At 37.1% G+C, this 26,153-nt stretch carries 25 protein-coding genes and 1 riboswitch; of the genes, 11 read left to right on the forward strand and 14 right to left on the reverse strand.

Going from position 1 to position 26,153, the window contains the following annotated elements; translation table 11 throughout:
• Window positions 1–97 precede the first annotated feature (97 nt).
• Window positions 98–1,270: an IS256 family transposase gene (locus tag ACFSCX_RS14705; RefSeq protein ID WP_377929004.1), complete on the forward strand. Its 1,173-nt coding sequence runs from the start codon at window positions 98–100 to the stop codon at window positions 1,268–1,270.
• Window positions 1,271–1,615: 345 nt separating this feature from the next.
• On the opposite strand, the gene ACFSCX_RS14710 is transcribed toward ACFSCX_RS14705, so the two are convergent.
• From ACFSCX_RS14710 to ACFSCX_RS14730, 5 genes are all read right to left on the reverse strand, one after another.
• A complete protein-coding gene (locus ACFSCX_RS14710; protein WP_377929005.1) occupies window positions 1,616–2,350 on the reverse strand; it encodes an amino acid ABC transporter ATP-binding protein in 735 nt (244 codons plus the stop codon).
• A gap of 16 nt (window positions 2,351–2,366) precedes the next feature.
• Entirely contained in the window at window positions 2,367–3,128 is a 762-nt protein-coding gene (locus tag ACFSCX_RS14715) for an amino acid ABC transporter permease (RefSeq protein WP_377929006.1), read from the reverse strand.
• A 78-nt stretch (window positions 3,129–3,206) separates the two neighbouring features.
• Complete coding sequence (locus ACFSCX_RS14720; RefSeq protein WP_377929007.1) at window positions 3,207–4,025, reverse strand: transporter substrate-binding domain-containing protein; 819 nt, start codon at window positions 4,023–4,025, stop codon at window positions 3,207–3,209.
• Window positions 4,026–4,169: 144 nt separating this feature from the next.
• Window positions 4,170–4,353, reverse strand: a riboswitch (Lysine riboswitch).
• 158 nt (window positions 4,354–4,511) lie between these two features.
• Window positions 4,512–5,333, reverse strand: a complete 822-nt coding sequence (locus ACFSCX_RS14725; protein ID WP_377929008.1) for a cytochrome c oxidase assembly protein — start codon at window positions 5,331–5,333, stop codon at window positions 4,512–4,514.
• Window positions 5,330–5,785, reverse strand: a complete 456-nt coding sequence (locus tag ACFSCX_RS14730) for a DUF2243 domain-containing protein (RefSeq protein WP_377929009.1) — start codon at window positions 5,783–5,785, stop codon at window positions 5,330–5,332. The genes ACFSCX_RS14725 and ACFSCX_RS14730 overlap by 4 nt, the downstream gene beginning before the upstream one ends.
• A 168-nt stretch (window positions 5,786–5,953) precedes the next feature.
• Between ACFSCX_RS14730 and ACFSCX_RS14735 the strand changes: the two genes are divergently transcribed.
• Together ACFSCX_RS14735 and ACFSCX_RS14740 are read left to right on the forward strand one after the other, a co-directional pair.
• Window positions 5,954–8,227: an ATP-dependent DNA helicase gene (locus ACFSCX_RS14735; RefSeq protein WP_377929010.1), complete on the forward strand. Its 2,274-nt coding sequence runs from the start codon at window positions 5,954–5,956 to the stop codon at window positions 8,225–8,227.
• 424 nt (window positions 8,228–8,651) lie between these two features.
• Window positions 8,652–9,368: a DUF3784 domain-containing protein gene (locus tag ACFSCX_RS14740; protein WP_377929011.1), complete on the forward strand. Its 717-nt coding sequence runs from the start codon at window positions 8,652–8,654 to the stop codon at window positions 9,366–9,368.
• 183 nt (window positions 9,369–9,551) lie between these two features.
• On the opposite strand, the gene ACFSCX_RS14745 is transcribed toward ACFSCX_RS14740, so the two are convergent.
• Window positions 9,552–9,695 (reverse strand): hypothetical protein, encoded by a 144-nt coding sequence (locus tag ACFSCX_RS14745; protein WP_377929012.1) that lies wholly within the window; start codon window positions 9,693–9,695, stop codon window positions 9,552–9,554.
• Between the two features lie 116 nt (window positions 9,696–9,811).
• Here ACFSCX_RS14745 and ACFSCX_RS14750 point away from each other — a divergent pair, with 116 nt between their 5' ends.
• The 3 genes from ACFSCX_RS14750 (at window position 9,812) to ACFSCX_RS14760 (ending at window position 13,652) form a co-directional block, all read left to right on the forward strand.
• The gene (locus ACFSCX_RS14750; RefSeq protein WP_377929013.1) at window positions 9,812–9,982 is read left to right on the forward strand and encodes a YozQ family protein; all 171 of its coding nucleotides are present in this window, start codon (window positions 9,812–9,814) and stop codon (window positions 9,980–9,982) included.
• A gap of 143 nt (window positions 9,983–10,125) precedes the next feature.
• Window positions 10,126–11,901 (forward strand): ABC transporter ATP-binding protein, encoded by a 1,776-nt coding sequence (locus tag ACFSCX_RS14755; RefSeq protein ID WP_377929014.1) that lies wholly within the window; start codon window positions 10,126–10,128, stop codon window positions 11,899–11,901.
• A gap of 20 nt (window positions 11,902–11,921) precedes the next feature.
• Complete coding sequence (locus tag ACFSCX_RS14760; RefSeq protein ID WP_377929015.1) at window positions 11,922–13,652, forward strand: ABC transporter ATP-binding protein; 1,731 nt, start codon at window positions 11,922–11,924, stop codon at window positions 13,650–13,652.
• Window positions 13,653–13,691: 39 nt separating this feature from the next.
• On the opposite strand, the gene ACFSCX_RS14765 is transcribed toward ACFSCX_RS14760, so the two are convergent.
• A complete protein-coding gene (locus tag ACFSCX_RS14765) occupies window positions 13,692–14,924 on the reverse strand; it encodes a DUF418 domain-containing protein (protein ID WP_377929016.1) in 1,233 nt (410 codons plus the stop codon).
• 233 nt (window positions 14,925–15,157) lie between these two features.
• On the opposite strand from ACFSCX_RS14765, the gene ACFSCX_RS14770 reads away from it, so the two are divergent.
• From ACFSCX_RS14770 to ACFSCX_RS14790, 5 genes are all read left to right on the forward strand, one after another.
• Window positions 15,158–16,276, forward strand: a complete 1,119-nt coding sequence (locus tag ACFSCX_RS14770) for a Fe(3+) ABC transporter substrate-binding protein (RefSeq protein ID WP_377929017.1) — start codon at window positions 15,158–15,160, stop codon at window positions 16,274–16,276.
• Window positions 16,277–16,357: 81 nt separating this feature from the next.
• Entirely contained in the window at window positions 16,358–18,001 is a 1,644-nt protein-coding gene (locus tag ACFSCX_RS14775) for an ABC transporter permease (protein ID WP_377929018.1), read from the forward strand.
• Window positions 18,001–18,699 (forward strand): ABC transporter ATP-binding protein, encoded by a 699-nt coding sequence (locus ACFSCX_RS14780; protein WP_377929019.1) that lies wholly within the window; start codon window positions 18,001–18,003, stop codon window positions 18,697–18,699. Before ACFSCX_RS14775 ends, ACFSCX_RS14780 begins: the two co-directional genes overlap by 1 nt.
• 131 nt (window positions 18,700–18,830) lie before the next feature.
• Window positions 18,831–19,232, forward strand: coding sequence for a DUF202 domain-containing protein (locus ACFSCX_RS14785; protein ID WP_377929020.1), 402 nt, complete (start codon window positions 18,831–18,833; stop codon window positions 19,230–19,232).
• A 90-nt stretch (window positions 19,233–19,322) separates the two neighbouring features.
• Window positions 19,323–20,327, forward strand: coding sequence for a DUF3231 family protein (locus ACFSCX_RS14790; RefSeq protein WP_377929021.1), 1,005 nt, complete (start codon window positions 19,323–19,325; stop codon window positions 20,325–20,327).
• A gap of 278 nt (window positions 20,328–20,605) precedes the next feature.
• On the opposite strand, the gene ACFSCX_RS14795 is transcribed toward ACFSCX_RS14790, so the two are convergent.
• The 7 genes from ACFSCX_RS14795 to ACFSCX_RS14825 form a co-directional block, all read right to left on the reverse strand.
• Window positions 20,606–21,565 carry an LCP family glycopolymer transferase gene (locus ACFSCX_RS14795; protein WP_377929022.1) on the reverse strand — a complete coding sequence of 320 codons (960 nt, stop codon included), beginning with the start codon at window positions 21,563–21,565 and terminating at the stop codon, window positions 20,606–20,608.
• A gap of 350 nt (window positions 21,566–21,915) precedes the next feature.
• A complete protein-coding gene (locus ACFSCX_RS14800) occupies window positions 21,916–22,365 on the reverse strand; it encodes an SRPBCC family protein (RefSeq protein WP_377929023.1) in 450 nt (149 codons plus the stop codon).
• Window positions 22,362–22,706, reverse strand: a complete 345-nt coding sequence (locus ACFSCX_RS14805; RefSeq protein ID WP_377929024.1) for a MerR family transcriptional regulator — start codon at window positions 22,704–22,706, stop codon at window positions 22,362–22,364. Before ACFSCX_RS14805 ends, ACFSCX_RS14800 begins: the two co-directional genes overlap by 4 nt.
• Before the next feature lie 183 nt (window positions 22,707–22,889).
• Window positions 22,890–23,516 carry an HD domain-containing protein gene (locus ACFSCX_RS14810; RefSeq protein ID WP_377929025.1) on the reverse strand — a complete coding sequence of 209 codons (627 nt, stop codon included), beginning with the start codon at window positions 23,514–23,516 and terminating at the stop codon, window positions 22,890–22,892.
• A 105-nt stretch (window positions 23,517–23,621) separates the two neighbouring features.
• Complete coding sequence (locus tag ACFSCX_RS14815) at window positions 23,622–24,653, reverse strand: NUDIX domain-containing protein (protein WP_377929026.1); 1,032 nt, start codon at window positions 24,651–24,653, stop codon at window positions 23,622–23,624.
• Between the two features lie 46 nt (window positions 24,654–24,699).
• Window positions 24,700–25,461 (reverse strand): GNAT family N-acetyltransferase, encoded by a 762-nt coding sequence (locus ACFSCX_RS14820; RefSeq protein ID WP_377929027.1) that lies wholly within the window; start codon window positions 25,459–25,461, stop codon window positions 24,700–24,702.
• 281 nt (window positions 25,462–25,742) lie between these two features.
• Window positions 25,743–26,144 carry a DUF1761 domain-containing protein gene (locus tag ACFSCX_RS14825; protein WP_377929028.1) on the reverse strand — a complete coding sequence of 134 codons (402 nt, stop codon included), beginning with the start codon at window positions 26,142–26,144 and terminating at the stop codon, window positions 25,743–25,745.
• Between the last annotated feature and the right edge of the window lie 9 nt (window positions 26,145–26,153).

A 26,153-nucleotide genomic window follows, 5' to 3' on the forward strand; every position in this document is an offset into this window, starting at 1 on the left:
GATAGAGTCTATATAATTGTGTAAAAAGAAAAGGGGTCATACGAATCCCATGTTACAATGTTTTCGACCAAGAAAATTTTGTACAGGAGGATTTGTTATGACCCAGTTTAATCTTACTCTAAATATTGACCAATTAAAAGACCAAGTAATGAGTTCTGATCTTGAGGCAGTTGTTAAATCTTCTCTTGTTTTAGTGCTCAATGAATTTATGGAGAACGAACGAGAGGATTACCTACGTGCCAGTTCTTATGAAAGAACGATGAACAGGAACGACTACCGAAATGGATATTATGAGCGTGATTTCTTAGTCTCTATTGGTAAAATTAAACTCACTGTTCCTCGTACAAGGAACGGCCAATTCTCTACCTCTGTCTTTGAGAAGTATCAGCGTGCAGATCAGTCTCTTGTTCTCTCTATGATGGAGATGGTTGTTAACGGTGTATCTACTCGTAAAGTGACAAAGATTATGGAACAGCTTTGTGGAGAAAGTGTTTCCAAATCACTAGTGTCTACTATTTCTAAGAAGTTAGACCCTATTGTAAATGAATGGGCCAATCGACCACTTAACGTCATGTACTATAAGTATGTCTATGTAGATGCCATGTATATAAAAGTCCGTGAACATCAACGAGTTGTTTCAAAAGCTGTTTATATAGCGATTGGAGTCAATGACAAAAACCAACGAGAAATTATCGGCTTAAGTGTAAACCACGTAGAATCTAAAACTGGATGGAATCAGTTCTTCGAACACTTAAAATCTCGTGGCTTTCAATCACCTAAACTTATTATTTCAGATGCACACAAAGGCCTAAAGGCAGCTATTCATGAATCATTTGTGGGATCAAGTTGGCAGCGTTGCACCTTCCATTTTAAAAGGAACATGTTTGACTGTATGCCAAAGAAAAATTCAAGTGATGCCAAACAGGAATTACTCAGAATATTTGATGCCCCTACCCCAGAGGAAGCGAGGATATTAAAAAATGAATTTATGAATAAATATGACTCTCAAGATCCCTACGCAAATGTATTAGAGCGCTTAGACGAAGGCTTCGAAGATGCCATACAGTTTATGAATGAACCAATCGCCTATCACAAACAACTAAGGACTACTAATAACCTTGAAAGACTTAATGGAGAGATTCGTAGGAGAGAAAAAGTGATTCGAGTATTCCCCAATACTCAATCCGCTTTCCGTCTTATTGGTGCTGTCTTGATGGACTGTCAGGAAAGAATGGATCCAGGCAATAGAAAGTTCCTCGTACAAAGGTGATTTGACACGGAGCCTCTGCGAGTAAGGGTAGTGAGCCATGTGAGCTAGCTTTATTAATTTGCTCACTGCATGAGGCTACCATACTCGCTTCTCCGTGTAAAATCGAAGTGAAAAGAGATGTTGACCTCGTTCTAATACAAAATATAATCGATAATACTTATTATTTTTTAGTTGAAAACATTGTTAATTTAATTTACACAATAATATGGACTTGACTAACTTAAAAGCTTTTATCAGCAATTATCTTAATTTTATCAGCAACTTTTCTAGATTTCGGAAATATCCATATCACTAGGGTTATGACTTACCAATCAAAAAAGTCTCCTACAATGAGGAGACCCCTTTCTATTTTAACGTTCTTCGTAAAAATTCTCTCGTCCGCTCTTCCTTAGGATGTATAAAAATTTGCTCGGGGCTACCTTCCTCCGCAATCACTCCTTTATCCATAAATACGACACGGTTAGAGACGTCCTTTGCAAACTCCATTTCATGGGTCACGATCATCATGGTAAGACCAGATTCTGCTAGTTCTTTCATGACTTTTAGTACCTCACCAACCATTTCAGGATCAAGAGCTGAGGTTGGTTCGTCAAATAACATGACATCTGGTTCCATCGCTAGTGCCCTTGCGATAGCAACACGCTGTTTTTGTCCACCTGAAAGCTGTCTAGGCTTTGCGTTCACATACTCATCCATCCCGACAACCTTAAGATATTTCATTGCTACCTTTTCAGCTTCTTCCTTTGATCTTTTTAACACCTTAACTTGGCCAACAACACAATTATTCAGTACATTGTGATTGTTGAATAAGTTGAACTGTTGGAAAACCATCCCAAGTTTTCTTCGATAACCATGTATATCATGCTTTTCATCTAATATATTTTCACCCTTATAGATGATTTCTCCACCGCTTGGTCTTTCTAATAGATTCACACAACGGAGCAGCGTTGATTTACCTGATCCAGAAGAGCCGATGATACTAACAACTTCACCCTTGTTCACAGAAAAGTTAATATCTTTTAACACTTCATGTGCACCGAAGGATTTGCTTAAATGCTTGATATCAATTATCTTTTCCAACTCACCGTCTCCTCCTCTACATTTTAATATTCGTATAGCCTTCTGCTGGATTCATAACCGGTGCTGCTGGTGTTTTCATGTAATTGTCTGGACCATCTAATCGTCGTTCGAAGTAACGTAAGATTAACGTGACTGTGAAGGTTAAGACAAAGTAAATCGCACAAGCAACGGTGAATGATTCAAAGTATCTGAAGTTGTTCCCGGCAATTGATTTCGTTTGAAAGTAAAGTTCTGTAACGGAGATTACGTTTAGTACAGATGTATCTTTAATATTAATAATAAAATGATTCCCAGTGGCTGGTAAGATATTTCGAATTACCTGTGGTAACACGACATTCCACATCGTTTGAAAATGGTTCATTCCGATTGCTTGAGATGCTTCAAATTGTCCTTTATCAATAGAAACAATTCCTCCGCGGACAATTTCTGCCATATATGCACCTGTATTAATTGAAACGATTAAGATAGCTGCCACTATCCGATCCATATCAAGTCCAAATGCTAAGGCAGCTCCATAAAAAATAACCATAGCTTGTACAATCATTGGTGTTCCGCGGAACACTTCTATATAAACGGATAAAATGGTGTTGATTCCTTTAAATAATGTTCTTTTCGCCCCACGCTCAGGCATTGGAATTGTGCGTATCACGCCAATTAATAAACCAATGATGGCACCAAATATCGTCCCTATCAAGGAAATTAAGAGTGTCACACCAGCTCCACGAAGAAACATCGGCCAGTTTTCAACTAGAATTCTTACTACCCACTCGAAGCTCATCTTTTTCCTCCTCCTTACAAAAATTATGAAACCGACCACATTCAAACTGCAGCCGGTTTCATATGTTTTCGTCGAATTTTATTCTGCTGCTGGTTGATTTTGAATTGCAGCATCCATGATGCTAATGCGGTCTTCTTCTGAAATACCCGCTAAAACTTCATTAATCTTCTCAGTCAATTCGCTTCCCTTTTCTAATCCTACTGCGATTGCAGTATCATCTTCTGATGTTTCAAATCCTTCTGTGAATGATACCATTACAAAGTTATCGTTAGCAGCAGAAGCACTTACACCTTCTGGACGTTCTGATACATATCCATCAATGACACCTGATTCAAGTGCTACTCTCATTGCCGGGAAGTTATCCATTGCAGGTTCTTTTGATACACCTTCAATTTGGTCAATCACAGAGTAATGGAATGTATTTAATTGTGCTGTAATCTTAGCACCACTGAAGTCTTGAATCGATGTAGCATTTTCAAATTGGCTACCCTTTTTCACAACGATGACTAAATCTGATTTATAGTAGTTGTCAGAGAAATCAATTGTCTCTTTACGTTCTGCTGTTGGAGACATCCCTGCGATAATTGCGTCAATTTTACCAGAAGTTAGAGCTGGCACTAATCCGTCCCATTCTGTTTTTACAATCACTAATTCTTTTCCTAAACCTTCAGCAATCTTTTTTGCGATTTCAACATCGTATCCACCTGCATACTCAGAGCTTCCTTCAATTTTCACTCCACCGTTTGAATCATCCATTTGTGTCCAGTTAAATGGAGCATATCCCGCTTCCAGTCCAACCTTAAATGTGTTGTCATCCTCTCCACTTGTTCCGCACCCTACTAATAGAATCATTGTAGATAATGCAAGTGCTAAAAATAATGATAATTTCTTTCTCATTGTTCATCTCTCCCCTTTTTCCTATTGAATTGCCAATCAGGCAACCTGATACTGATAGTTTTTTAAAAATTTCACAACAAAAAACGACCTGAGATGAACTCAGGTCGCAGTATACATAGTCGCCCGTAATTCCTCATCTTTCCCAATTGAGATAGCACACCTCAGATAAACAGGGACGTTTATCTAAGACAGTCCTGCAGTTCTTAACTGCAGACCCAGCTTGTAAAAGTGAGGCTATTACAAGCTTCGGCGACATTTCCTTCTCCTTAGGATCATAGCTTCTCAAGCTCCGCTAAGGACTGTTAAATCTCGCACCTCTACCCCACTGAAAAGTGAGGTTATATTCAATTAATACCTAAATCCTACAACAGCATTCGTTATCTGTCAATGACAACTGGCCACCCATACATAAATTACCACTTTAGCTTACTGATATATTTTTCGAATTTTACTCGTTTCCTTACCCTAGAACTCTACAAGTTTATCTTACTTTGAATCAAACACCATAACCATTTCAGGCTTCGGTTGTCCATTACGTCGATACCATTGCATAAAAATAAGAACTAGTAGAATCCCATCGATGAGGTCTCCACCATAGTACATAATCATAGCCCCTTGTTCAGCATCTTTCAGAGGCACCCCATATGGAGGATTTGAGTATAGGTATTTTGACAAAATTCCATGCGCAGCTAATGCTAGTATGAAAACAATCGATCGATACAAGACAGAAAATCGGTGTATGACTGGATCCATATATACCATTGAAATCGTAAATACATAACCAGCTATAAATACATGTAGATGAATAAAAAAATACAAAACGCTATTGTTATGCATGAGCAAATACAAGTCCGTCGTATATAGTACCCATAGACCACCAATATTAAGTAAAGTCGCAACTATCGGATGGGTAATCAATCGAACTTGCCAACATTTTAACAAAAATGCAATTTTTCTTGCGACAGAAACGTGCACACTTTTAAATAATAAGGTCATCGGACTAGACATTGCCATGAGTAATGGAGCAAACATACCGAGAAATAAATGACCTATCATATGAACCTTGAAATCATAATGAGCTTGAGTTGCAAAAGGTCCCATAACTGTAAAAAGCACGAGGCATGAACCAAGTCCCCATAGAATTAATTTGTAAAGAGGCCACCTTTTATGTTTCCTGTACAAACGGAACACCGCAAAACCATATAAGATGATTCCAAGCATGAATAAAGTGGCCAAAAGAGATTGAGATAGGATAGGATTCCCATAGTGAACATTTTCTCCATGATGTATATGATTCAAGACATTCATTTGGCAACTCCTTCTGCCGTCTTTTCAACTGAAGTTCTCCGTTTCCATAGAAACAAACCCATAACAATCATTACGATGGCAATAATGTTCCATACCCAATCGTATATGTATACATTTTCTACATATCGAATTTGATGTAATCTCATTAATTTATGCTGAACGGTTCCATCATACAGCTGAAATCCACCAGCTCCTACTAGTACACCACCCCACCATTTTGTGAGCAATAATGCGTTTTCCCTCCTTAAATCAGCAAACATAAACAAGCTACCAATGGTTGCAAACCAACTGAACGCGTGAAACAACCCATCCGATATAAGTCCAATATCTGTCGTCGATTTATCATAAAAGTGATGCCAATGTAAAAGTTGATGAAATATCGTTTCATCTACAAAGGCAGCAAGACCTATTCCAAATAATATCCCTGACCACATATTTCTTTTTGAATACATTAGCGCACCCCTTCAAACATTATATTTATACCTCCATTTATCTCCGTTTCTCCAGCAGAAGTATACATTCGTAATCAACTATTTAACCCTCGAAATGTTTCAACAATCATTCGCCATTCCACCCTATTTATGATACGATACATAGAACATATGTTTTGGTGGTGCGTCATGGAAAAGGAAATGAAGGTTTCAGTTCGCGGATTAGTTGAATATGTTTTTCGAAGTGGAAGTATCGAAAGCTTCGTAAAGTCGAGTAGTTCTTTTACAGAAGGGACAAAAGCTCACCAACTCGTTCAAGCAGAGTATAAGGAACATGATCAAAAAGAGGTCTACCTCCAAGCTCTAGTTGAACTAGACTCGTTTACACTTTCTATTGAAGGAAGATGTGATGGCTTACTTCACCATGAAGAAGGCATTACATTGGATGAAATAAAATCAACAAGCTTACCTCTTCACACCATTGAAGAAGATTCCTATCCCGTTCACTGGGCCCAAGCACTTTGCTACGGGTATATGTATTCCAAAGATCATGCCCTTACATCGATACATATTCAACTCACTTACGTACAACGAGAAACTCAAGAGCAAAAGCGTTTTAATAAAGCCTACTCCTTCTATGAGCTAGAAACATTCATGGATAAGTTAGTAAAAAACTATGCACCTTACGCAGAGTTAATCATAAAAAATAAACAGGAACGTATACAGTCGATAAAAGACTTGTCCTTTCCTTTTGAGAGGTATAGAGCAGGACAACGTAAGCTTGCAGGGGCTGTTTATAAAACGATAACGGAAAAGAAGCGTTTATTTGCACTAGCACCAACTGGTATTGGAAAAACAATTTCCACCCTTTTCCCTTCCATTAAAGCTATTGGGGAAAGTCAGGCAGACCGTCTATTCTATTTAACAGCCAAGACCATCACAAGAACAACAGCGGAAGAAAGCTTTGCACTCTTACATAACAACGGGTTAAAAATGAAGATTGCCACCCTTACTGCGAAGGATAAAATCTGTTTTAAAGAAGAAACCAGGTGTCAAAGTGATTACTGTGAATTTGCAAATGGCTATTACGACCGGATTAATGAAGCCATTTTGGACATATTGAGATCCGAATATTTATTAACCCGCCCCATAATTGAAAAATATGCCCATAAGCACCGGGTATGTCCATTTGAATTTTCAGTGGATCTTGCCTACGCTGTGGATGCAGTCATTTGTGACTATAATTACGTGTTTGACCCAAGAGTGTCATTTAAGAGGCTATATGAGGAACAGAAAAAAGAAACCGTTGTGTTAATTGATGAGGCACACAACCTAGTCGACCGCGGGCGAGCCATGTATTCTGCTGAAGTAAACAAAGCTCCGTTCTTACAATTGAAAAGACATTTTCAAGCAAACAAAAAATCTGAGCTTTATCGACTCTCTAATAAAATCAACCAGTATTTCATAGAAAAACGTAAGCAATCGAACGAAAATGAGTGGTCTGAAAAACACTTCTGCACTGAATTCATCGAATTACTTACCTTATTTACCCAGCATGTTGAAGGTCAATTACACCATTTTGAAAAAGATGCAATCTATGAGCTCTTACTTGAAACGTATTTCCAATCCAACCATTTTATCAAAATATCAACTCTTTACGATGAACGATTTGTGACTCTCTTTAATAAACAAAATAGTGATGTTAATGTAAAGCTCTTATGCTTAGACCCATCTTTTCTACTTAAGCAATATGGAAAAGGATTTAAGAGTAAGATTTTCTTTTCCGCGACAATTTTTCCATTGCCTTTTTATAAAGAGATGCTAGGTTCAGAAGAAGGGGATTATTCTATTCGTATCCCTTCGCCTTTTAAAAAGGAGCAATATAATGTAACGATTCATCCTGTTTCTACTAAGTATCAACATAGAGAAGATACAAAAACAAAGATTGCGGAATTAATCGTACAAACATACTCAAATACAATCGGTAACTATCTTGTTTTTTTCCCTTCATACCAATACATGAGTCTCCTATTAGAAGAAGTTAAAACGCTCTCTCCTTCATTTAAGATGATTATCCAACAGAGGGAGATGGACGAAAAACATCGTGAAGATTTTCTTCATCACTTTCAGGATCATCCAAAGCAGACTCTAGTTGGTTTTGGTGTTCTTGGTGGAATCTTTTCAGAGGGTGTGGATTTAAAAGGAGATCGTTTAAATGGAGTAATGATCGTTGGGGTCGGTCTGCCTCAGCTTTCATATGAACGATCATTGATGAAGGATTACTTTCAAACGACTGGAAAGAACGGGTATGACTATGCCTATGTCTATCCAGGTATTAATAAAGTATGGCAGGCTGGTGGACGATTAATTCGTTCTGAACGCGATCACGGAAGGATACTATTAGTGGATGATCGATATAATAGCACAAAGTATAGACAATTACTCCCTAAAGAATGGGTATAGTATTGTATACAAGGAATTGTTTCTAAAGAAAAGGTTCATGTATGTAAAGGGGGGAGTATCATTAAAAATAATAAAAAAGTGCTATTATTTTTAGGAAATATAGTAATAGGAATTATTTCATATTATCTATACTTATACTTGTGGGTCTTCCTTAGTTGGGGAGAACCCTTCCGTTTCTTCTCTGATGAGCTTTTCATAAGCTTTCTTATAAGTGTAATCATGTTTCTAGTATACAACTACCTATTGTTACGTAAGGAAACCACATCTAAAAAGTATTGGTCACTTTCATTTACAATTACTACTATTACGCTTATTATCATCATTGCAATTATTGAGTACTCCTAGCAGGAAAACAACAAATGAAACCATCCATCCTGTCTTCTCGTATATATACTACACAATATCTTCACAAGGAGATGGTCTAATGTATATTTTAATCGGAATTCAATTGTTTATTATCGGCTTATTTTTTCTGTTAGGATGGGCTGTCAAATATAAAGGAAATTACGGCTTGCTATCTGGATTTTCAAACAGGCCAAAAGAAGAGCAGGAACAATTGATTCAAAATGGGTACCCCCAGAAGACTGGGGCCGTACTTATTTATACAGCGGTCGGAATGCTTCTTCTTATGCCGCTTTATTTCACACCTTTCCTCTATGCAATTGAGGTACAATTTGGTTTTATGCTCCTCTTTTTAATGGGTGGGTTTATTTATATCTCAAAATATGATGTACCTAAAAAAAGAAAAAGAAGCTACATCATCAGTTCACTTATGGCCACAATTACGATAGGTATTATCGTGACTGTTTTTTTCATTGGGTATCAAAATATAGAAGTTGAAATTTATGATGATTCATTTGAAATTAACAGTGCGTATGGGGGTGTATGGAATAAATCGGATATTACTCACATTGAGTTGTTAGATGAGATGCCTGATGTTACCTGGAAAATTAATGGCTTTGGATTATCAACGGTGGCAAAGGGATACTTTAAGGTAGAGGGTTATGGTAAAAGCCTCCTTTTTATTACAAAGGAAGCTCCTAATATCTATTTGAAGGTGAATAATGAACATATCTTTCTTAACGGGGAAACTCCTGAACAAACGAAGGTAATGTTTCAAGACTTAAACAAAATAAAGTGAAACTTCAATCAGTGGGGGTTTTCCTCATCCCCACTGATTGTTAGTTGAACCAATCAGGTTCTTACTGGCGCTTATCCCCCACTTAAACTTCTCGATTCATTTAAAGTTTTGAAGTAGGGGTCTTAGCGCCAGTTGGAGTGGGATAAACAACAAGTAGGGGACAAGATAAAACTGTCCCTTTTTTTATTGCTTTGAAGTGCGGGAAGGTTTTTCACTTTGAGGTATTGCGTTACCTACCTGTCCTGCTTGAGAATTGTAACCTTTATTACTACCAGCATATCGCTTATAATCGTCCGGTCGGTCTAAGCCCCTTGCATTTTTCGCCATATACTTTCACCTCCTTTTATGTAATGTTTCCTCTAATGAATAAGAGTATGTTAAGAAGAACAACATTAATTTTAAAAGTTATCACATACTAATGAAGGATAGAAAGGAGGGATGACATGGACAAAAAGAGCAGCAACTTAAGCAAGGAAAACCTAGAGATTGCGGGAAGACAGTTTGACCCTTCAGACTACGAAGGTGAATCGCAGCTCGAACAAGGATTAGCCATTACACATGAACAAGCTGGTGACGATTACACGGAAGGAACAGTTGATCAGCTATTAGAATAATGCCAGGTCAAAGCACTTGTTAGACAATGAACAAGTGCTTTGACTTTTTCGTATTTAGGCTGAAAAGGTGTGGTAATAATCCCCAAATTAATGTAAAATATCTCTTTCAAAGGAATTTTATAACTTCATTAAGGAGATGAACGATGAATCCTTCCACTTTAAAAGCCTCTCACCTATTGAAAGTGTACGTTTGGGCATTATCATTTCTTAAACCGTACCAATTACTATTTTTTCTTGTTATTGGTTGTAGCATTTTTATCACGGGAATTGAGTTACTCATTCCAAAGTTTATTCAATATTTTATAGATGTCATCGTTCCTGAAAAGAACACACGCCTTTTTTTTACTCTCCTTGCGATTACAATCGGTTTGCTTTGCTTTATGATTTTCCTAAGTAGTATTCGAAATAACTTGCAACGCCATGTGCAGGAAAAAGCTGCAAAGGATATTCACTATTCAATTTTTCAACATCTTCGGAAACTAGGTTTTTCTTATTTTGAAAAACATCCAATTGGTGAAACGCTGTCCCTTATGAACACTGAAGTCACGGCTGTTCAAGATTTATACCGCAGGTTCTTACCATTTATGATCCAGGAAGCGATATTCTCCATCATTGCAATTATTTTATTGTTTTCGTTAAATATTCAACTGGCACTCATCATCATTCCAGCGTTCTTACTTTATTATTTGGTCGGGCCAAAATTCGAACATAAGGCTTCCATACTTAGTAAGGAGTTAAGTACGAATCGTGTAAATCTTAATAAAAAAATATATGAATCTATGTCCTCACTCTTGGAAATTCGTGCCTTCTCATCAGAAGATTGGGAGTATAAGAGATTGGATGACAAGGTCCAAACCTTTAACGGTAGTATGATTAAGGCTTACCTGTACGCCTATATTCGAGGTACTGTTCGAAGGCTATCCTACTATGCAGGTGCGATAGCTATCCTAATATACGGTTCTATTTTAGTTCAATCGAATACTTTGACAGTTGGAGAATTCTCTGCTTTTTTATTGTATTATTTTAACGCTATGCATCGTTTAACGTCAGTTGTTACCTCTTTAACAGAACAAAGGGTTCTTATGTATCAGGTGGACAAACTTTATCAATTTATGAAGCAAAGACCTGATATTGAAGACCCTCTAGAGCCTTCGATGATAGAGAGCCTACAAGGAAAAATTCAATTCAATCATGTTTGTTTTCAATATCCAACTTCTAGTCCCATTTTACAGGGCTTTACTCTTACTGTGAAACCTGGGGACCGGGTTGCCTTTGTAGGAACGAGTGGTAATGGTAAATCAACGTTACTGAAGCTTATCGGGAGATTTTACGATCCTACAGGCGGGTCCATTCTTATTGATGATGTTCCACTTCAGCATGTAGCTCTTTCCACGCTCCGTGATTCGATTGGTTACGTTTTTCAAGAAACGTATCTGTTCGGATCGACTGTTTGGGAAAATATACGGTTTGGTAACCCAGAAGCGACTGATGAACAAATCGTTGAAGCTGCTAAAGCTGCGTTCGCCCATTCATTTATCACTGAGCTTGAAAATGGATATGACACGTTAATTGGAGAAAGAGGAATTAAGCTATCTGGTGGACAAAAGCAACGTATTTCGATTGCTAGAATGTTTTTAAAAAACCCCCAAATTATTGTACTCGATGAGGCAACCTCTGCCCTTGATAACGTGAGTGAACATGAAGTGCAATTGGCACTAAATACCCTTATGAAAGGAAAAACAACACTAGCAGTTGCTCATCGACTTACTACCATTCAAGATTACGATCAAATTGTTGTAGTGGACGAAGGAAAAGCTGCTGAAGTAGGCACCTTTGAAGAGTTAATGAAAAGAAAAGAAAGATTCTATCATCTATATAAAGGGAAAGAACCAAATAGTCATCAGCTACAATCTACTTAATTGGTTAAAGGAGATGCCTTATGAATAATTTCAAATGGCTCATGCAATACATCAAAAAAGTAAAATGGCTTTTTACCCTTTCATTATGTTTACTCTTTTTAGAGTCAGCGGCCATTATTGCCTCAACTGGATTACAAAAATACATCATTGATGATGTGTTCATCGATGGAAACTATGATCGATTGATTCCAATTTTAGTCCTTTTTGCTTGTTCATTTATTTTGTATGCAGCGCTTTTTACGTTAGCACCACATACCTTTCACCGAATACAGGCTAGAATTAGAGTCATGTTGACAAAGGACTTTATGGAATATATGAGAAAAATACCTGTACAGTCCTTTCAAAATGAACGCGTAACAAAATTTGTTCATTATTTATCTCATGATGTTGAACAGGTTGCTGGAACAATAGGCGGCTACATCCCAAGAACCTTACAGTTTGGTGTGTCCATTATTATTCTATCAATCGTCATCTTCCTTTCTAGCCCACTGCTACTCTTTTCCGTACTAATTTTTAGTATTCTATATGTTGTAGTAGGAAGAGTATTTGGACCACTCATTCGGAAAAAAGCAAAGGAAGTACAGGACAAAAAAACCGCTTTGCTGATCCATATCGAAGAAGGCATTGCTTCCACCCGGGAAGTGATGGCTTACAACCGGTTGGAATGGGAAAACAAGCTATATAATCGCTACTTTGGCCGTTACTTTGATGCTGTTTTGTCAGAGGCAAAACTAGCAAACAGGCAATTGTTTTGCAGTGAGCCTTTAAAATGGGGAGCTAACCTTATCGTGTTAGGGTATGGAGGGTATAGTGTCATTCAAGGTTCTATATCTGTTGGACTATTTATTGTTGTGTATCAATTCACCTCGCAGCTGATGGGCTCGCTGCAACAACTGTTTGCATTTTCAATGGAGCTTGCGGGTAAGAACGCCTTAATTGATAGACTTCGCACTGTAATGGACGGTCCAACGGAGAATGATGGTGTATCCTCTTTACATTCTCCATATAAAGAGATTCGTTTTGATCAAGTCTCATTCACTTATCATGCTGAAGATGACCATTACGTACTAAAAGACTTATCCTTCACCATCCCAGTTGGAAAAAAGGTTGCATTTGTTGGAACGAGCGGTGGGGGAAAATCTACGATTGCTCAACTATTAATTCGGTTTATCCACCCTTCAAAGGGACAAATATATGTGAATGATACTTCTTTAGAGGACCTTAAGTATAATGAGTGGCTTCATTCGATTGGAATCGTCCCTCAGGATCCTTATATTTTTCCTGACACCGTTCGAAATAATATCATAATGGGAAGAGAACATATTTCCGAACAACAAATGATTGACATGTGTAAGATTGCGGGCATACATGATTATTTTCTAACCCTTCCAGAGGGATATGATACAGAAATAGGTGAACGAGGAATTACTTTATCTGGTGGACAACGTCAGCGACTTGCACTTGCAAGAGCTATTGTTAATAACCCGGATATCCTGATCCTTGATGAGGCTACCTCTGCTCTTGATCTTGAAACAGAACGGCAAGTCAAAGCAAACTTAGATACAATTCGTTCAGGAAAAACGACCATCATGATCGCACATAGACTTTCTACTATTCAAAACGCTGATATTATTTTCGTAATAGACACTGGACGGATTGTGGAGCAGGGAACTCACGAAACATTAATGAAAGAAAACACCCTCTATAAAGAATTGGTAGTGGCCGAGAAGAACCTAGAACAAGGAGCTTAAAGAAGAAGGGACAAGTGAAATTTCTTGTCCCTTTTCTTCTTATTGAGTGATTGAACCTACTGATTTGTCTTTCTTTTTAAGTGATTGTATTTTTCCGTATGTGATCGTTCTCCATATCCATTCAAAAGGACCAAATTGGAATTTTTTTAGCCAAACATAACTAAATAAAATTTGCAGAGTAAAAATGACTAAGCAAATTAGTGTCCCAACAGTTAAGCTTACATCTCCATAGAAACCAAATCCTACAAATAAAATCACACAAACAATAGACTGAGACAAATAGTTGGTAAGTGCCATTTGTCCAACATATCCTAATGGCCTAAGCCTTATCAGCCATACTTCGCTTCTTAATAGTGATGCCAATGCAAAAATATAAAAGAAACAAAGTGAAACACCACTTAAACTAGTAAAGAGCTGAATCATCGAATCTGATTTAATTCCTGCATCTACTATGTCAAGCTTATATAGAGCAAGAAAAATCACAAGTGGAATACTAATAAATAACGCGATGTTCCGTACTTTTCGTATAAATCCACCGTGGTTCATATCAGGTTTGAAGATCTCCGCTTTACCAGCCGCAAGGCCAAATAGGAACATGGCTAATACCGGAAGCATATTAAATACTAAATTTGTCAAGATTGTTAGAACCTCATTATGGAACCGATACGAAACCCACTCTAAGTAACCAGCATTTTCGTAAATCCCTACATACTCATCAATGTTTTCCTCGTAGGTTTGTTTTGAGCTCTCGTTCATCTCTGCGATGATTCCATTTGGTAATAACATCATTAACCCAAATAATAAATTCGTTATGAAAAGTAATACCGTGGCCCAAACAATTAAAGTTTTGATCTTTCTCTTATAAAATAAAAGTAGGAGTATACCTGTGATCGCATACGTATGCAAAATATCGCCAAACCATATGAATACAAAATGTAGTCCACCAATAATTAATAAACCAAGGATTCTTCTTGAAAAGAGCCTATTCATTTTCAATCCTTTTTGCTCAGCACGACTCATAAATATATAAAAGCCTAGCCCAAACAGAAAGGAGAAGATCGTAAAGAATTTCATATCAACAAATAAAGTAAAGAATAAATCCACCCAATAATCGGTACCTGTATAATCAGTTTCAATCCCATATAATGATTTCAAAAAATAAGCTGAATGAAACGCAGGCATATTGACAAGAAAGATCCCAAACAATGCAAACCCACGAATAATGTCAATTGACACAAGCCTTTCTTTCCCTAATACCGGTAATGCATTCATCTTTTCCACCCCTATCTATTCGTATTTACCATGTTTCATTATACTTCAAAATTCCAGCTTGCGTTGTAAAAATTTAGATGTATTGGTTTACATTGGATTTCATTTTGAAAGTTGTAATACGAACTTTCTTTTTCGATAAATTTTCCGTTGACTTGATAATGATTATCACTTACAATTACATCTGTGATAGTGAAAATCATTATCATCTTTATTAAAACGTAAGGGGTGTACATATGAAAAGAAAAACATTACTATGGATCTCTACCTTTGCACTTATGCTTATACTAGGGGTTGCGGCAGGCTGCTCAAACTCAGAGGAAACAGCAAATCAAGAAGAAGAAAAGGTGCAGAGTCAGACTGAGGAAAATCAAACAGCTACTGAAGAAAAGAACGAAGATCCTGGTGTATTAAATTTATATACAGCACGTCACTATGATACAGACGATGCAATCTATGCCGCATTCACTGAACAAACAGGAATTAAAGTAAATGTGATTAAGGGTGAAGGCGATGAATTAATGGAACGACTTGTTCGTGAAGGCGAAGCAACAGAAGGTGATGTCTTTATAACGGTCGACGCTGGGAATTTACATCGAGCAAAAGAAAAAGGATTATTCCAACCAATTGAAAGTGAAGCAGTAAATAGCAATATTCCTGAAAATCTACGAGATGCTGATAATCAATGGGTTGCATTAACGCAGCGTGCACGTGTCATTGTTTATTCAAAGGATAGAGTGAATCCAAATGAATTATCAACTTATGAAGCGTTAACAGATCCAAAATGGAAGGGCAAAATCTTAATACGTTCCTCAGAGAACATCTATAACCAATCACTTCTAGCTTCTTTCCTTGAACTAAATGGTGAAGAAAAAGCAAGAGAATGGGCTGCTGGAATTGTTGAGAACATGGCAAGAGATCCAAAGGGCGGAGACACGGATCAAATTAAAGCAGTTGTTGCCGGTGAAGGTGATATCGCAATCTCTAATACTTACTATGTTGGTAGATTAATAAACTCTACAAATCCTGAAGATGTTAAGGTTGCAGAGCAAGTCGGAGTGTTCTTCCCAAACCAAGAAACAAATGGAACACACGTTAATGTAAGTGGAATTGGATTATTACAACATGCGAAAAATAAAGAGAATGCAATAAAATTCATTGAATTTATGACGAGCCTAGAAGCACAAGAACAATTTGCAGAAGGAAATAACGAATTTCCAGCAAACCCAAGCGCAGAATCCTCTGAGACACTTAAGGTTTGGGGAGAATTTAAAGCTCAAGAAATCGATATGACGACTCTTGGAGTAAGAAATACCGATGCAGTAAAACTTTATAATGAAGTTGGCTGGAAATAACCTTTCAACTACTATGCCGTATCATTTTGATACGGCAATTAGTCTTTTATACGAATACTTATCAAAAAGGGTGTGCAATACTTGAAACTGCTAATCCGTAATATTAAAGTACAATTCAATACTTGGGCAGTTTTAAGCCTGCTTTTGATCACGGTATTGCTTCTACCGATCCTCTCAATAGGATTCAATTTTTTTTCAAAGCCAAATGACAATTGGTATCACATTCAAGAATTCCTATTATCCCACTATATTCAGAACACATTGTTACTCATACTATTTACAGCATTACTAACCATTCTAATGGGTGTTAGTCTTGCATGGATTGTTTCAGTATATGATTTTCCATTAAGGAACTTTTTTAAATGGGGTTTAATCTTACCTTTAGCCATTCCTCCCTATATTGGTGCCTATACGTATAATGGAATGCTGAATTATACGGGTATTATTCAATCAACTTTGCGAAATTCGTTCGGATTAAAGGTAGATCAAAAATATTTTGATATCATGACTATTCCTGGAGCAATCTTTATTTTTTCAATGTTCTTATTCCCTTATGTTTATATCATTACAAGATCCTTTTTAGAGAATCAATCATCCTCACTTGTTGAGAATGCTAGGTTACTAGGAAGTAATTCGTTTGGTGTTTTTTTTCGTGTCATTCTACCGTTATCCAGAACCGCGATCATTGGTGGTGCGAGCTTAGTTATATTGGAAGTATTAAACGATTATGGAGTCGTCAAGTTTTTTGGTATTCAAACCTTCACCACTGCAATTTTTCAGGCTTGGTTTGGAATGGGGGACCTTGATTCGGCCATCAAACTTGCAGGCGTGTTAATGACATTGGTTATTTTGCTTATAACGCTGGAGAAAATCAGTAGAGGAAACAGAAATTATAGCTATTCTACAACAAAAGTTCGGCCAATCCAGCCATATACAAAGTCAAAATGGATGAAATGGATATTGTTTTTATATGCTTTTGGCATTCTCTCCTTAGGTTTTCTTATTCCTTTATTCCAACTCATATATTGGTTGTTCATGACTTATGATCGAATTTTCAGCCCTGATTTTTTGACTCTAGTTTGGAATTCCTTATTTGTTGCCAGTATTTCTGCTTTTGCTATTATCTTATTTTCGCTAATTATCGCTAACTTTAGTCGATTATCAAACACTGTACTTGCCAAACTCATTTCAAAAACGACCATGCTTGGATATTCTATTCCAGGAGTTATCATCGCTATCGGTGTATTAACCCTATTTATCTCAATAGATAAGGGGTTAGCTACTTTCTATCAGCTCATCGGCATTGATTCAAAACTCGTTCTTAGCTTAAGTATCATTATGTTAATTTTTGCTTATATCATTCGGTTCCTAGCAATCGGATACAACTCCATTGAAGCAGGATTTGATAAAGTTGGGACTACTTTTACCGAAGCATCTAGAGTATTAGGACATACAATCACTCAATCCTTTTTTAAGGTTGATTTTCACATGATTAAAGGGGCTATTTTGGGCGGATTTATTCTTGTTTTCATCGATATTTTAAAGGAACTTCCCTTAACACTACTGTTACAGCCGTTTAACTTCTATACATTAGCGACAAAGGCATTCCAATATGCTAACGATGAAATGATTCAAGAGGCAGCATTAGCTTCTCTATTAATAATTTTTTTAAGTAGCCTTTCCATTGTCGTCTTTCATCATTTTTTTGAAAAGGAGCGTAAATAATGTTTATCCAATTAAAAGATATCAACTTTCAATATAAGAACTCGAATGATGTAACGATCAAAAATCTAACCCTCTCTATTCAAAAAGGTGAACTCGTCACAATACTAGGGAAAAGCGGTAGTGGAAAGAGTACCATTCTCAGAATTATTGCTGGCCTTGAGATTCCCTTTAGTGGTTCTCTTGTTATAGACGATAAAACATTGGTAAGCGAGAGTCATTTTATTCAACCAGAGAAAAGAGGAGTCGGTTTAGTATTCCAGGATTATGCTTTATTTCCCCACCTGAATGTTGCTGATAATGTGAAATTTGGTCTGAAGAAAATGAGTAGAAATCAAAAGCTACATCGCCTTAAGGAAGTGCTTCAGTTAGTTGGATTAAATGGCTTTGAGAAGAGATATCCGTATGAATTAAGCGGAGGTCAACAACAGCGTGTAGCTCTGGCACGCGCACTAGCACCCAATCCATCATTGATTATGTTTGATGAACCATTTAGCAACCTTGATGCTGATTTACAAAAACAAATACGAGAGGATTTACGAGGAATCATTAAAGAAGCAAACGTTACATCTATTTTTGTAACTCATGACCGCTCTGATGCAGCTGCATTAGCCGATCGAATAATTGAAATGGAGGATGGAAGAATTACTAAAATCGGTACACCAGATGAAATTCTCGGAATATACCCTTATGTTAGATGAAGAATCATAAATAGTACACTATTAACTTTTTGCCCATCTTTTAAGGGCTTTTTTATTTTACATTGGATAATCCAGCTTGAATTCTCTAATACTAAACATATCCCTTATATAAACTATACAAAAAGGGTGTGATGAAAATAGCAAATAATCAACAGCCTATTTGGCAATCCATCCAATCTATTCAGGAACTGTATAAGATGATACACGAGCCCTCATCCAATCAGTCTCAAACAAACCAGAATCAATCTTCACAAAATGCTATTTCTCCTGACGATTTACTTTCTTGGGAGAGAACGAGATTAGCGATGGAAAGAACGAAACTAGCTAATTACCGAACACTTCTTGCCTTTATCCGAACATCCATGACATTCTTTGCAGGGGCTGCAGCCCTTATTGAATTTTTTAATAATAATCGGGCACTTGAAATCACTTCTTATGTGGCCGTCACAACCGGAGTGTTCCTGTTAATAATTGGGATTATCAGCTATATGAAATCGAAAAAGTCAATGAAGTCTATGGAATATATCAAGTAATTCTTTTTGTATGGGTTCATAAATAATGGGTGGAGATAGTGGGAAATACTACTAAAAATGAGCAATGAAATAAAGGAGTGATGAGTTGAAATGGAACATCATCCAAAGCTGGTATCTTCAGAGGTTGCCGCCTTGTGGAGTGCCTATATGCAAAACACTATGTCTTATTGTATTATGCAACATTTCGGCCAAGTAAATGAAGATCCGGATCTCACCAACATTATACAATCTACTTTAGCAAATTGCGACTATGTTAAGAAAGGTGTTATCCAAATTTTTGAAAGCGAAAATCACGCTATTCCCATTGGATTTACTGGAGAGGATGTCAACTTAAAAGCAAGCCGGATTTATTCAGATTTATTTGCCTTGAGATACATAAAGTATATGGCAGCAGCTGGGACGGCTGCCGCAGCAGCTTTTCTTGAAGTATTAGCTAGGAATGATGTTAGAACATTATTCTCTAGGACTTCTGAAATGTTTATGAAGCTTTACAATGATGCTTGTGAATTGCTTTTGAAGAAAGGGGCATTTGTTCGGTCTCCTACCATTCCACCGATGGAAAAAGCGGAATATCTCCAAAGTGAGTCATTTTTATCAGGTATATTAGGAAAACACCGCCCTTTAACCGTTATGGAGATAGCACATATTTCAAAAAACACTGAAACGAATTCGATTGGAAGAACTTTTGTAGCTGGATTTTCACAAGTTGCTCAATTACCAGAGGTACGAAAGTATATGGAACGTGGGGCCGAAATCGCCGCTAAGCATGAAGCCGTCTTTCGAGAAATATTAATTGAAGATGGTGTCCCACTGCCAAGCACGTGGGATTCTACGATCTCACAATCAATTAATTCACCTTTCTCCGATAAGCTAATGATGTTTCAAGTGAATAGCTTAAATGCTATTGGGGTTGCTGGCTATGGAGCTTCGATAGGGGCAAGTCTCCGAAAAGACCTTGGGGTACATTATACCAGATTAATTTCAGAAGTCATGCAGTTTGCTGTGGACGGAACGAACCTAATGATACAACATCAATGGATGGAGCAGCCCCCGCAAAATATTGACCGGGAAGCGTTACGAAATAGAAGTGTTTAGAGAAAATGGGATGATTTTCCCTTTTCTTTTTAGTCTCCTTCCGTAAATAAGTGAATCTTTCTCTTTATTCAATCGTATTAAAGATATAATCAACCAAATGGGAGGGTGCTTCGTATGTTTATTAGAATCTTCCACAAATTAAATCGTACCGCTCAGACTGCACTATTGCTAGCGATTTGTTTTTTACTAATGACTGGCATCGTTATGTTGATCAATTAACAGTTTAAAAGCACCTGTGCCTCCTCCGTTTAATCGGATGATCGCTACAGGTGCTTTTATTATTTGAGGAAGTGATTGATGGCCTCACGATTCTTTTCAAAATCGATTTCAAGCACTGCTCCTGCATGTGAATAATTTTTATTCTTATAAGAATCATCTACAGGAATGCGCAATGTTTCAATATCTTCCACCGGATGGATAAAGAATTCAGTACCTAGATCGACAAGCTTCATTTGACTCATATTTGTTTCTAAAAAAGGGGTCAGTGTTCCTAATAAACGTGGTATCTTCATGATTCCTTTTAAGCTTAATAGTTCGTCCTTTAGCTTCGTGATAACCTCCTGCTGACGTTCCACTCGTCCAAAGTCGCCTTCCCTATCATTTCGAAATCTAGCATAATCCAATACTTGCTTTCCATCGAGATACTGCTCTCCTGGGTGTAAATCTATATTAATCGTTCCTGCCCCATCTCGGTAGCGCATTCGCTTTTTAACATTTACTTGAATCCCATCTGGGGCAAGGGTATCAACAATTTTCGTAAATCCTTTAAAATCAACGATGGAGTAGTATTCTAGATCAATCCCAAAATTCTTTTGAATCGTTTGCCGAAGCAACTCTGTACCACCGTAAAAATAAGCTGCGTTTATTTTTTGATTTTTATACCCTGGTATTTCAACATACGTATCTCTCATAATCGAAATGAGCTTAACCGTTCTAGCTTCCATATCGTATTGAGCAACCATGATTGTATCCGTTCTAGATTTCTTTTCCCCTCTAGAATCAACTCCAAGAAGCAGAACATTTAGTTTTCCTGAATCCTCTGATACTCCTTGGAAATTCTCTTTATTAGAAGATTCCCCCCCTAATTCTTCCTCCCCATCATTTGCGAGTAGGTATCCAGATCTGAATTCATATATCGCAAAGGCTATTGCACTTATGAAGAAAAATAGAATAGTAGAAATAATCCAGATCCGTCTTTTTCTTCTCTTACTTTGTAATCTATTTTGACGCGATCTCAACTTTATAACATCCTTTCAACTTTTACAGCATAAAGTGAAACTTCAATCAGTGGGATACTTCCTCCCCCTACAGATTGTTAGCACCGGCCCACACTGTGGGTCACACAAACGTTGCCACAGGAGATGGCCACTTTAGTCTGTATTCCTTTTCAGGGTTCATACTGGCGTTTATCCCCACTTACACTTCTTCTAATCTTCTTAAATTTTGAAGTGGGGTTTTAGCGCCAGTTGGAACGGGATAAAAACTCCTTATAATTAGACGAAGAAACCAAAGGAAAAGTTACAAGAATTTGTTTTTTTATTCAAGCAAAAAAGGGACATGTTGATTCCCACATGTCCCTACGCTTTCCTTATTTTACCGCTTCCTGCTTTACTTTGTTTAGAAATTCTTGTACCACATCGATATTCCCTTTCTTTCCGCCGAGCTTTAGCATTGCTCTTCCTACAAAATTGACGCCTTTATTTTGACCTTCATAAATAAACTTTGTCTGTGATTCATCTATTTTAAGAAGTGTAAAGGTGAGGTTAATTTCAAATGCCTTTGCAAGTACGAAGTGTATTTGTTTTTTCTTTTGCTTCTCGTCATCCACATACGCTAGTGTTTCGACGATATATGTTTCCACACGTTTTCCTTCTCGGTATTTCTGCTGATGCTTAGCTCCTACCTCCATCTCGCTCTTTTCAATGATGGTGTGTTCTTCTACTTTCGGCATGATCCTCTTAATATTTTCATCCCGAAATAAACTCCATACCTTCTCGATATTGGCTTCAATTAGGATCTCTTCCTTCCATTCAATCACTCTTGTTCCTCCTTCCCAGACGCAAGAAAATCATCAATTTCCTCTAGTTGTTCTTCAAGGTCATCGATTTGCATCTGAATCTTTTCTTTCTTTTGTACTAATAACTTTTCTAAATTCTCGAATGATTCATCTTTCATGACCGTTCTCATCTCTTGAATAGTAAATCCAAGTCGTCGTAGCTTTATTAACAATATGGCTAAAAAGTAACTTCCATCATCGTAGTAGCGATAATGATTATTGGGGTCAATATAAGCTGGTTCTAATAATTTTTCCTCTGCGTAATACCTTAGTGTATTTTTGCTTAAACCTGTTATTTCGGCAAATTCACTCACCTTATACATCCCTTACCTCCGCGCTTTTATCATAAACTGTGGGGTGCACTGCATGGTAGTGCAAAGTGACAGTCACTCCCCGGAATTTGTCGAATATTAAAAGGAACAAGTGTCAAAAATCACTTGCTCCTCGTTTATTTTGAAGTGGACGGTTACTTGTCTCACTTTCATTCTTATAAAACTCATACTCGCTTACCGGTTCAAAACACCACTTTTAACAGCTTCAACATTGACCCCTGCATTACGTAACTTCTGCTCAGCCTCTTCCTCAATCATATCCTTCAATTTTTTCAGAACTGAATCAAACTGGACATGTTTATCCATCATAAAGCTCATTTCGTATTCGATTTCTAACCAAGTAGAAACATCCGCCTCATTATGTTGAATTTGCGCCTCTAGTTTATCTAATGCATTGGCAACCTTTGCTTCATATGTTTCTTTATGTTCAAACTCAAACCAAAGATTATACAGTTCCAATCCTAAATCGTCCCCAAGCGTATCCCTAATCTTTTCGATTGATTTAATTTCGTTTTTTACCTTTTGTTCCTTTAGATCTAGACTTGTTAACGTATCAAAGGCCGGAATATCCCCAGCATCCGCTTCAACGAGGTCATGGATAATAATCATTTTTAGTAGCCTTGATATTTCTATTTCCTGCTTTAAATAAGGTTCAATTAACATAGCCATCAATGAAACTCTCCATGTATGTTCAGCTACACTTTCTTGTCTCCCATTTGATAACCAACTATGTCTTAATTCATATTTTAATTTTTCTCCTAGTTTAATGATCTCTAGTATGTTGATTAACTCTTTTCTCATATAGTCTCTCCTCTACATCTCATGATGAGTTCTTACCTCAACAAGCATCGCTTGAACCTACATGGTAATAGCATGCTCGCATGAGTTTTCTTACAGCAATTTCGTTTACTTTCTTGATATGCTCCCATCAACGGCTTTAAGTACCATCGATACTTCATAATCATCCTTCATTTCATCAATTGGCCACCACTTTACTTCTTGTAATGCCTGTTTGTCTAAAGGAAGCTCGGGGTCATAGCCTAGCTTCGGTACAACCGAACCAACGATATCAGCAAGAAATATTTTACATTCACCATGGCTGTATTCATAAGTACAAATATACTCCCCTACACGTACATCAAGGTTTACTTCCTCTTTCATTTCACGACGAACTGCATCCTCAAAGGATTCTCCAGCTTCTAAACCACCACCAGGTAATGTCCAAAAGATTCTGTCTCCATGCTGTATCTTTACCATAAGGATATGATCATCGAGGATGATTGCACCGCATGCTCTTGGTCGGTTCAATTGGACTAGGTCTTCCCTCATCATTTCGTAAACATGTTCAATTGTATAGTGATGAGGATCCTTTAATTTCTTCTCCTCTACCCATTGTTTGGCTAGCTGAATTGCTCTCGGATATTCCTCAGCCATCGCATCATGGACTGAGTGTGCCTTAACATATTGGATGGAGTAATCATAATAGTACTGAAGTAAGATTGATAGATTCTCTAAATGACAAATTGGTCCTTCAATTGTAATAGGTTTAAGGCTAAGATAGGGAGTTGTATCCTTGAGGTTTGTGCTCCCTCCATATTTATCCTTTGCCCCATACTTTAAATTTCTTATCCCACTCATGTAAAATGCACTAAAGCAGAGTGGACAAGGCTCTAATGTAGAGTATAGTGTAAATCCTTTTACATACTTATGTACTCGATTATCAATTTTTAATAGCGCATTCACTTCAGCATGAGCTAGCTCATTATGAAAAACAACGGAATCTGAGGTTTCTTTAAAAACTGAACTTTTCCCCCTAGATACAATCTCTCCCACATCATTAACTACTAAGGCACCTATTGGCCGAGCACCTTCTAAAAAAGACTCCCAAGCTACTTCATAGGCTTGTTGCCATAAGTACGGTATACTTGACCATTTCATCGTTTATCTCCTTTTTCAAGATGACAATCACTCCCCAGATTAAGCTTTACTTATCTTCGTAAACCTTCTGAGTGTTGTATTTAAACCCGTGATATTGATAGTTTTGCCTTTGATACATCTCTCTTGGGGTGTCCTCACCATCCGCGACTAGGATAACGAGCTTTGTAGGATCAATGTTCATCACAGCTTTTTGAAGTCTACTACCGATCCCGCGCTTTTGGTATGCTTCACTTACAGCTAGGTCATCAATTTCAACTGTTTCAGCTTCCACAATTACATTAACTGTACCAGCCGGAACTCCTTTATAATAGGCTAGTAGTTGGACAATCTTAGAATCTTGGAGATAACGTTTATACAGCCTTACTTTTTGGTCTGCAAATTCACTACCAAACTGCAAATCTTGTTTATACTGCAGAGCTAGAAATTCCTCAAAGTTATCATCCGATACAACCTTTACCTCAATATCTTCTTTTTCATCTAACTCTGGAAATTGACTTGGGTTAATAGAATATAACTCAAGATAACCGATTGAATATTCTTCACTTCTTAAATACTCTTCAAGTGGAGCATGTAATTTTTCATTCTCAGGAAACGTAAACTTCACATGCTTTTGGCCGTTTTTCACATGGTACTCCCTTAAGTAGGATGCTGCACTCATAAATTCTTCTATAGAAGGCATCTTCTTAAAGTCTATAAAATTACTATCATACCTAAGTAACATTTCTGGAAAATGAAAGTGTTTATATAAATCATTTTCAAGTACGATTTGAGCAGGGGTATATATATTTTCAAAAGTTACTTGTTTCACTGTTACTTCCTCCATTTTTGCAATTTCACACTGTATAATTATGCCACAAATCATATGTAACATCAGTAAATAATATGAATTTTACGAAAATAAAGAGATGAAAATTTTCTTGATATCATAAAGTGAAACTTCAATCAGTGGGGGGTTCTTCATCCCCACTGATTGTTAAATGTGGGTCACACAGTCGTTGCCACGCTTGGTGTGCTCGTAAACATTATCATTATGATCATCACGCGCTTTCGATAACGACAAAGGGACAAGGCATATCCCCCTTGTCCCTTTTATAGAAATAATCCGTGAATTGCTCCAAGTAATGTGAAAATAATAAGATGATCACCGATTGCAAGTAAAAATGACTTTTTCGACATGAGTCCAAACAACGTATTTTTCAAGTAAACCATACAAATTATGAATCCAATTAGAAATCCTATCCCCATACTTCCTAGAAAATTTTCCGGATGAACGAATTGTATGACTCCCGCCATTAAAAATGAACTAATGAATGCGATCATAACTGAAACCATATATTTAAATGGACCTTTGCTTTGTTGATCAATAAATTGCTTATCTCTTCCTTTTTTATCAGACAAAAGCAATGAATAATAGATGGCTCCATACATCACATATACAATTCCTCCAATAAGAACTGGTAGGAATTCGATTTGACTCCAATCAATGAACATGAAATGTTC

Source organism: Bacillus salitolerans (assembly GCF_042680805.1).
GTDB lineage: Bacteria > Bacillota > Bacilli > Bacillales > SA4 > Bacillus_CJ > Bacillus_CJ salitolerans.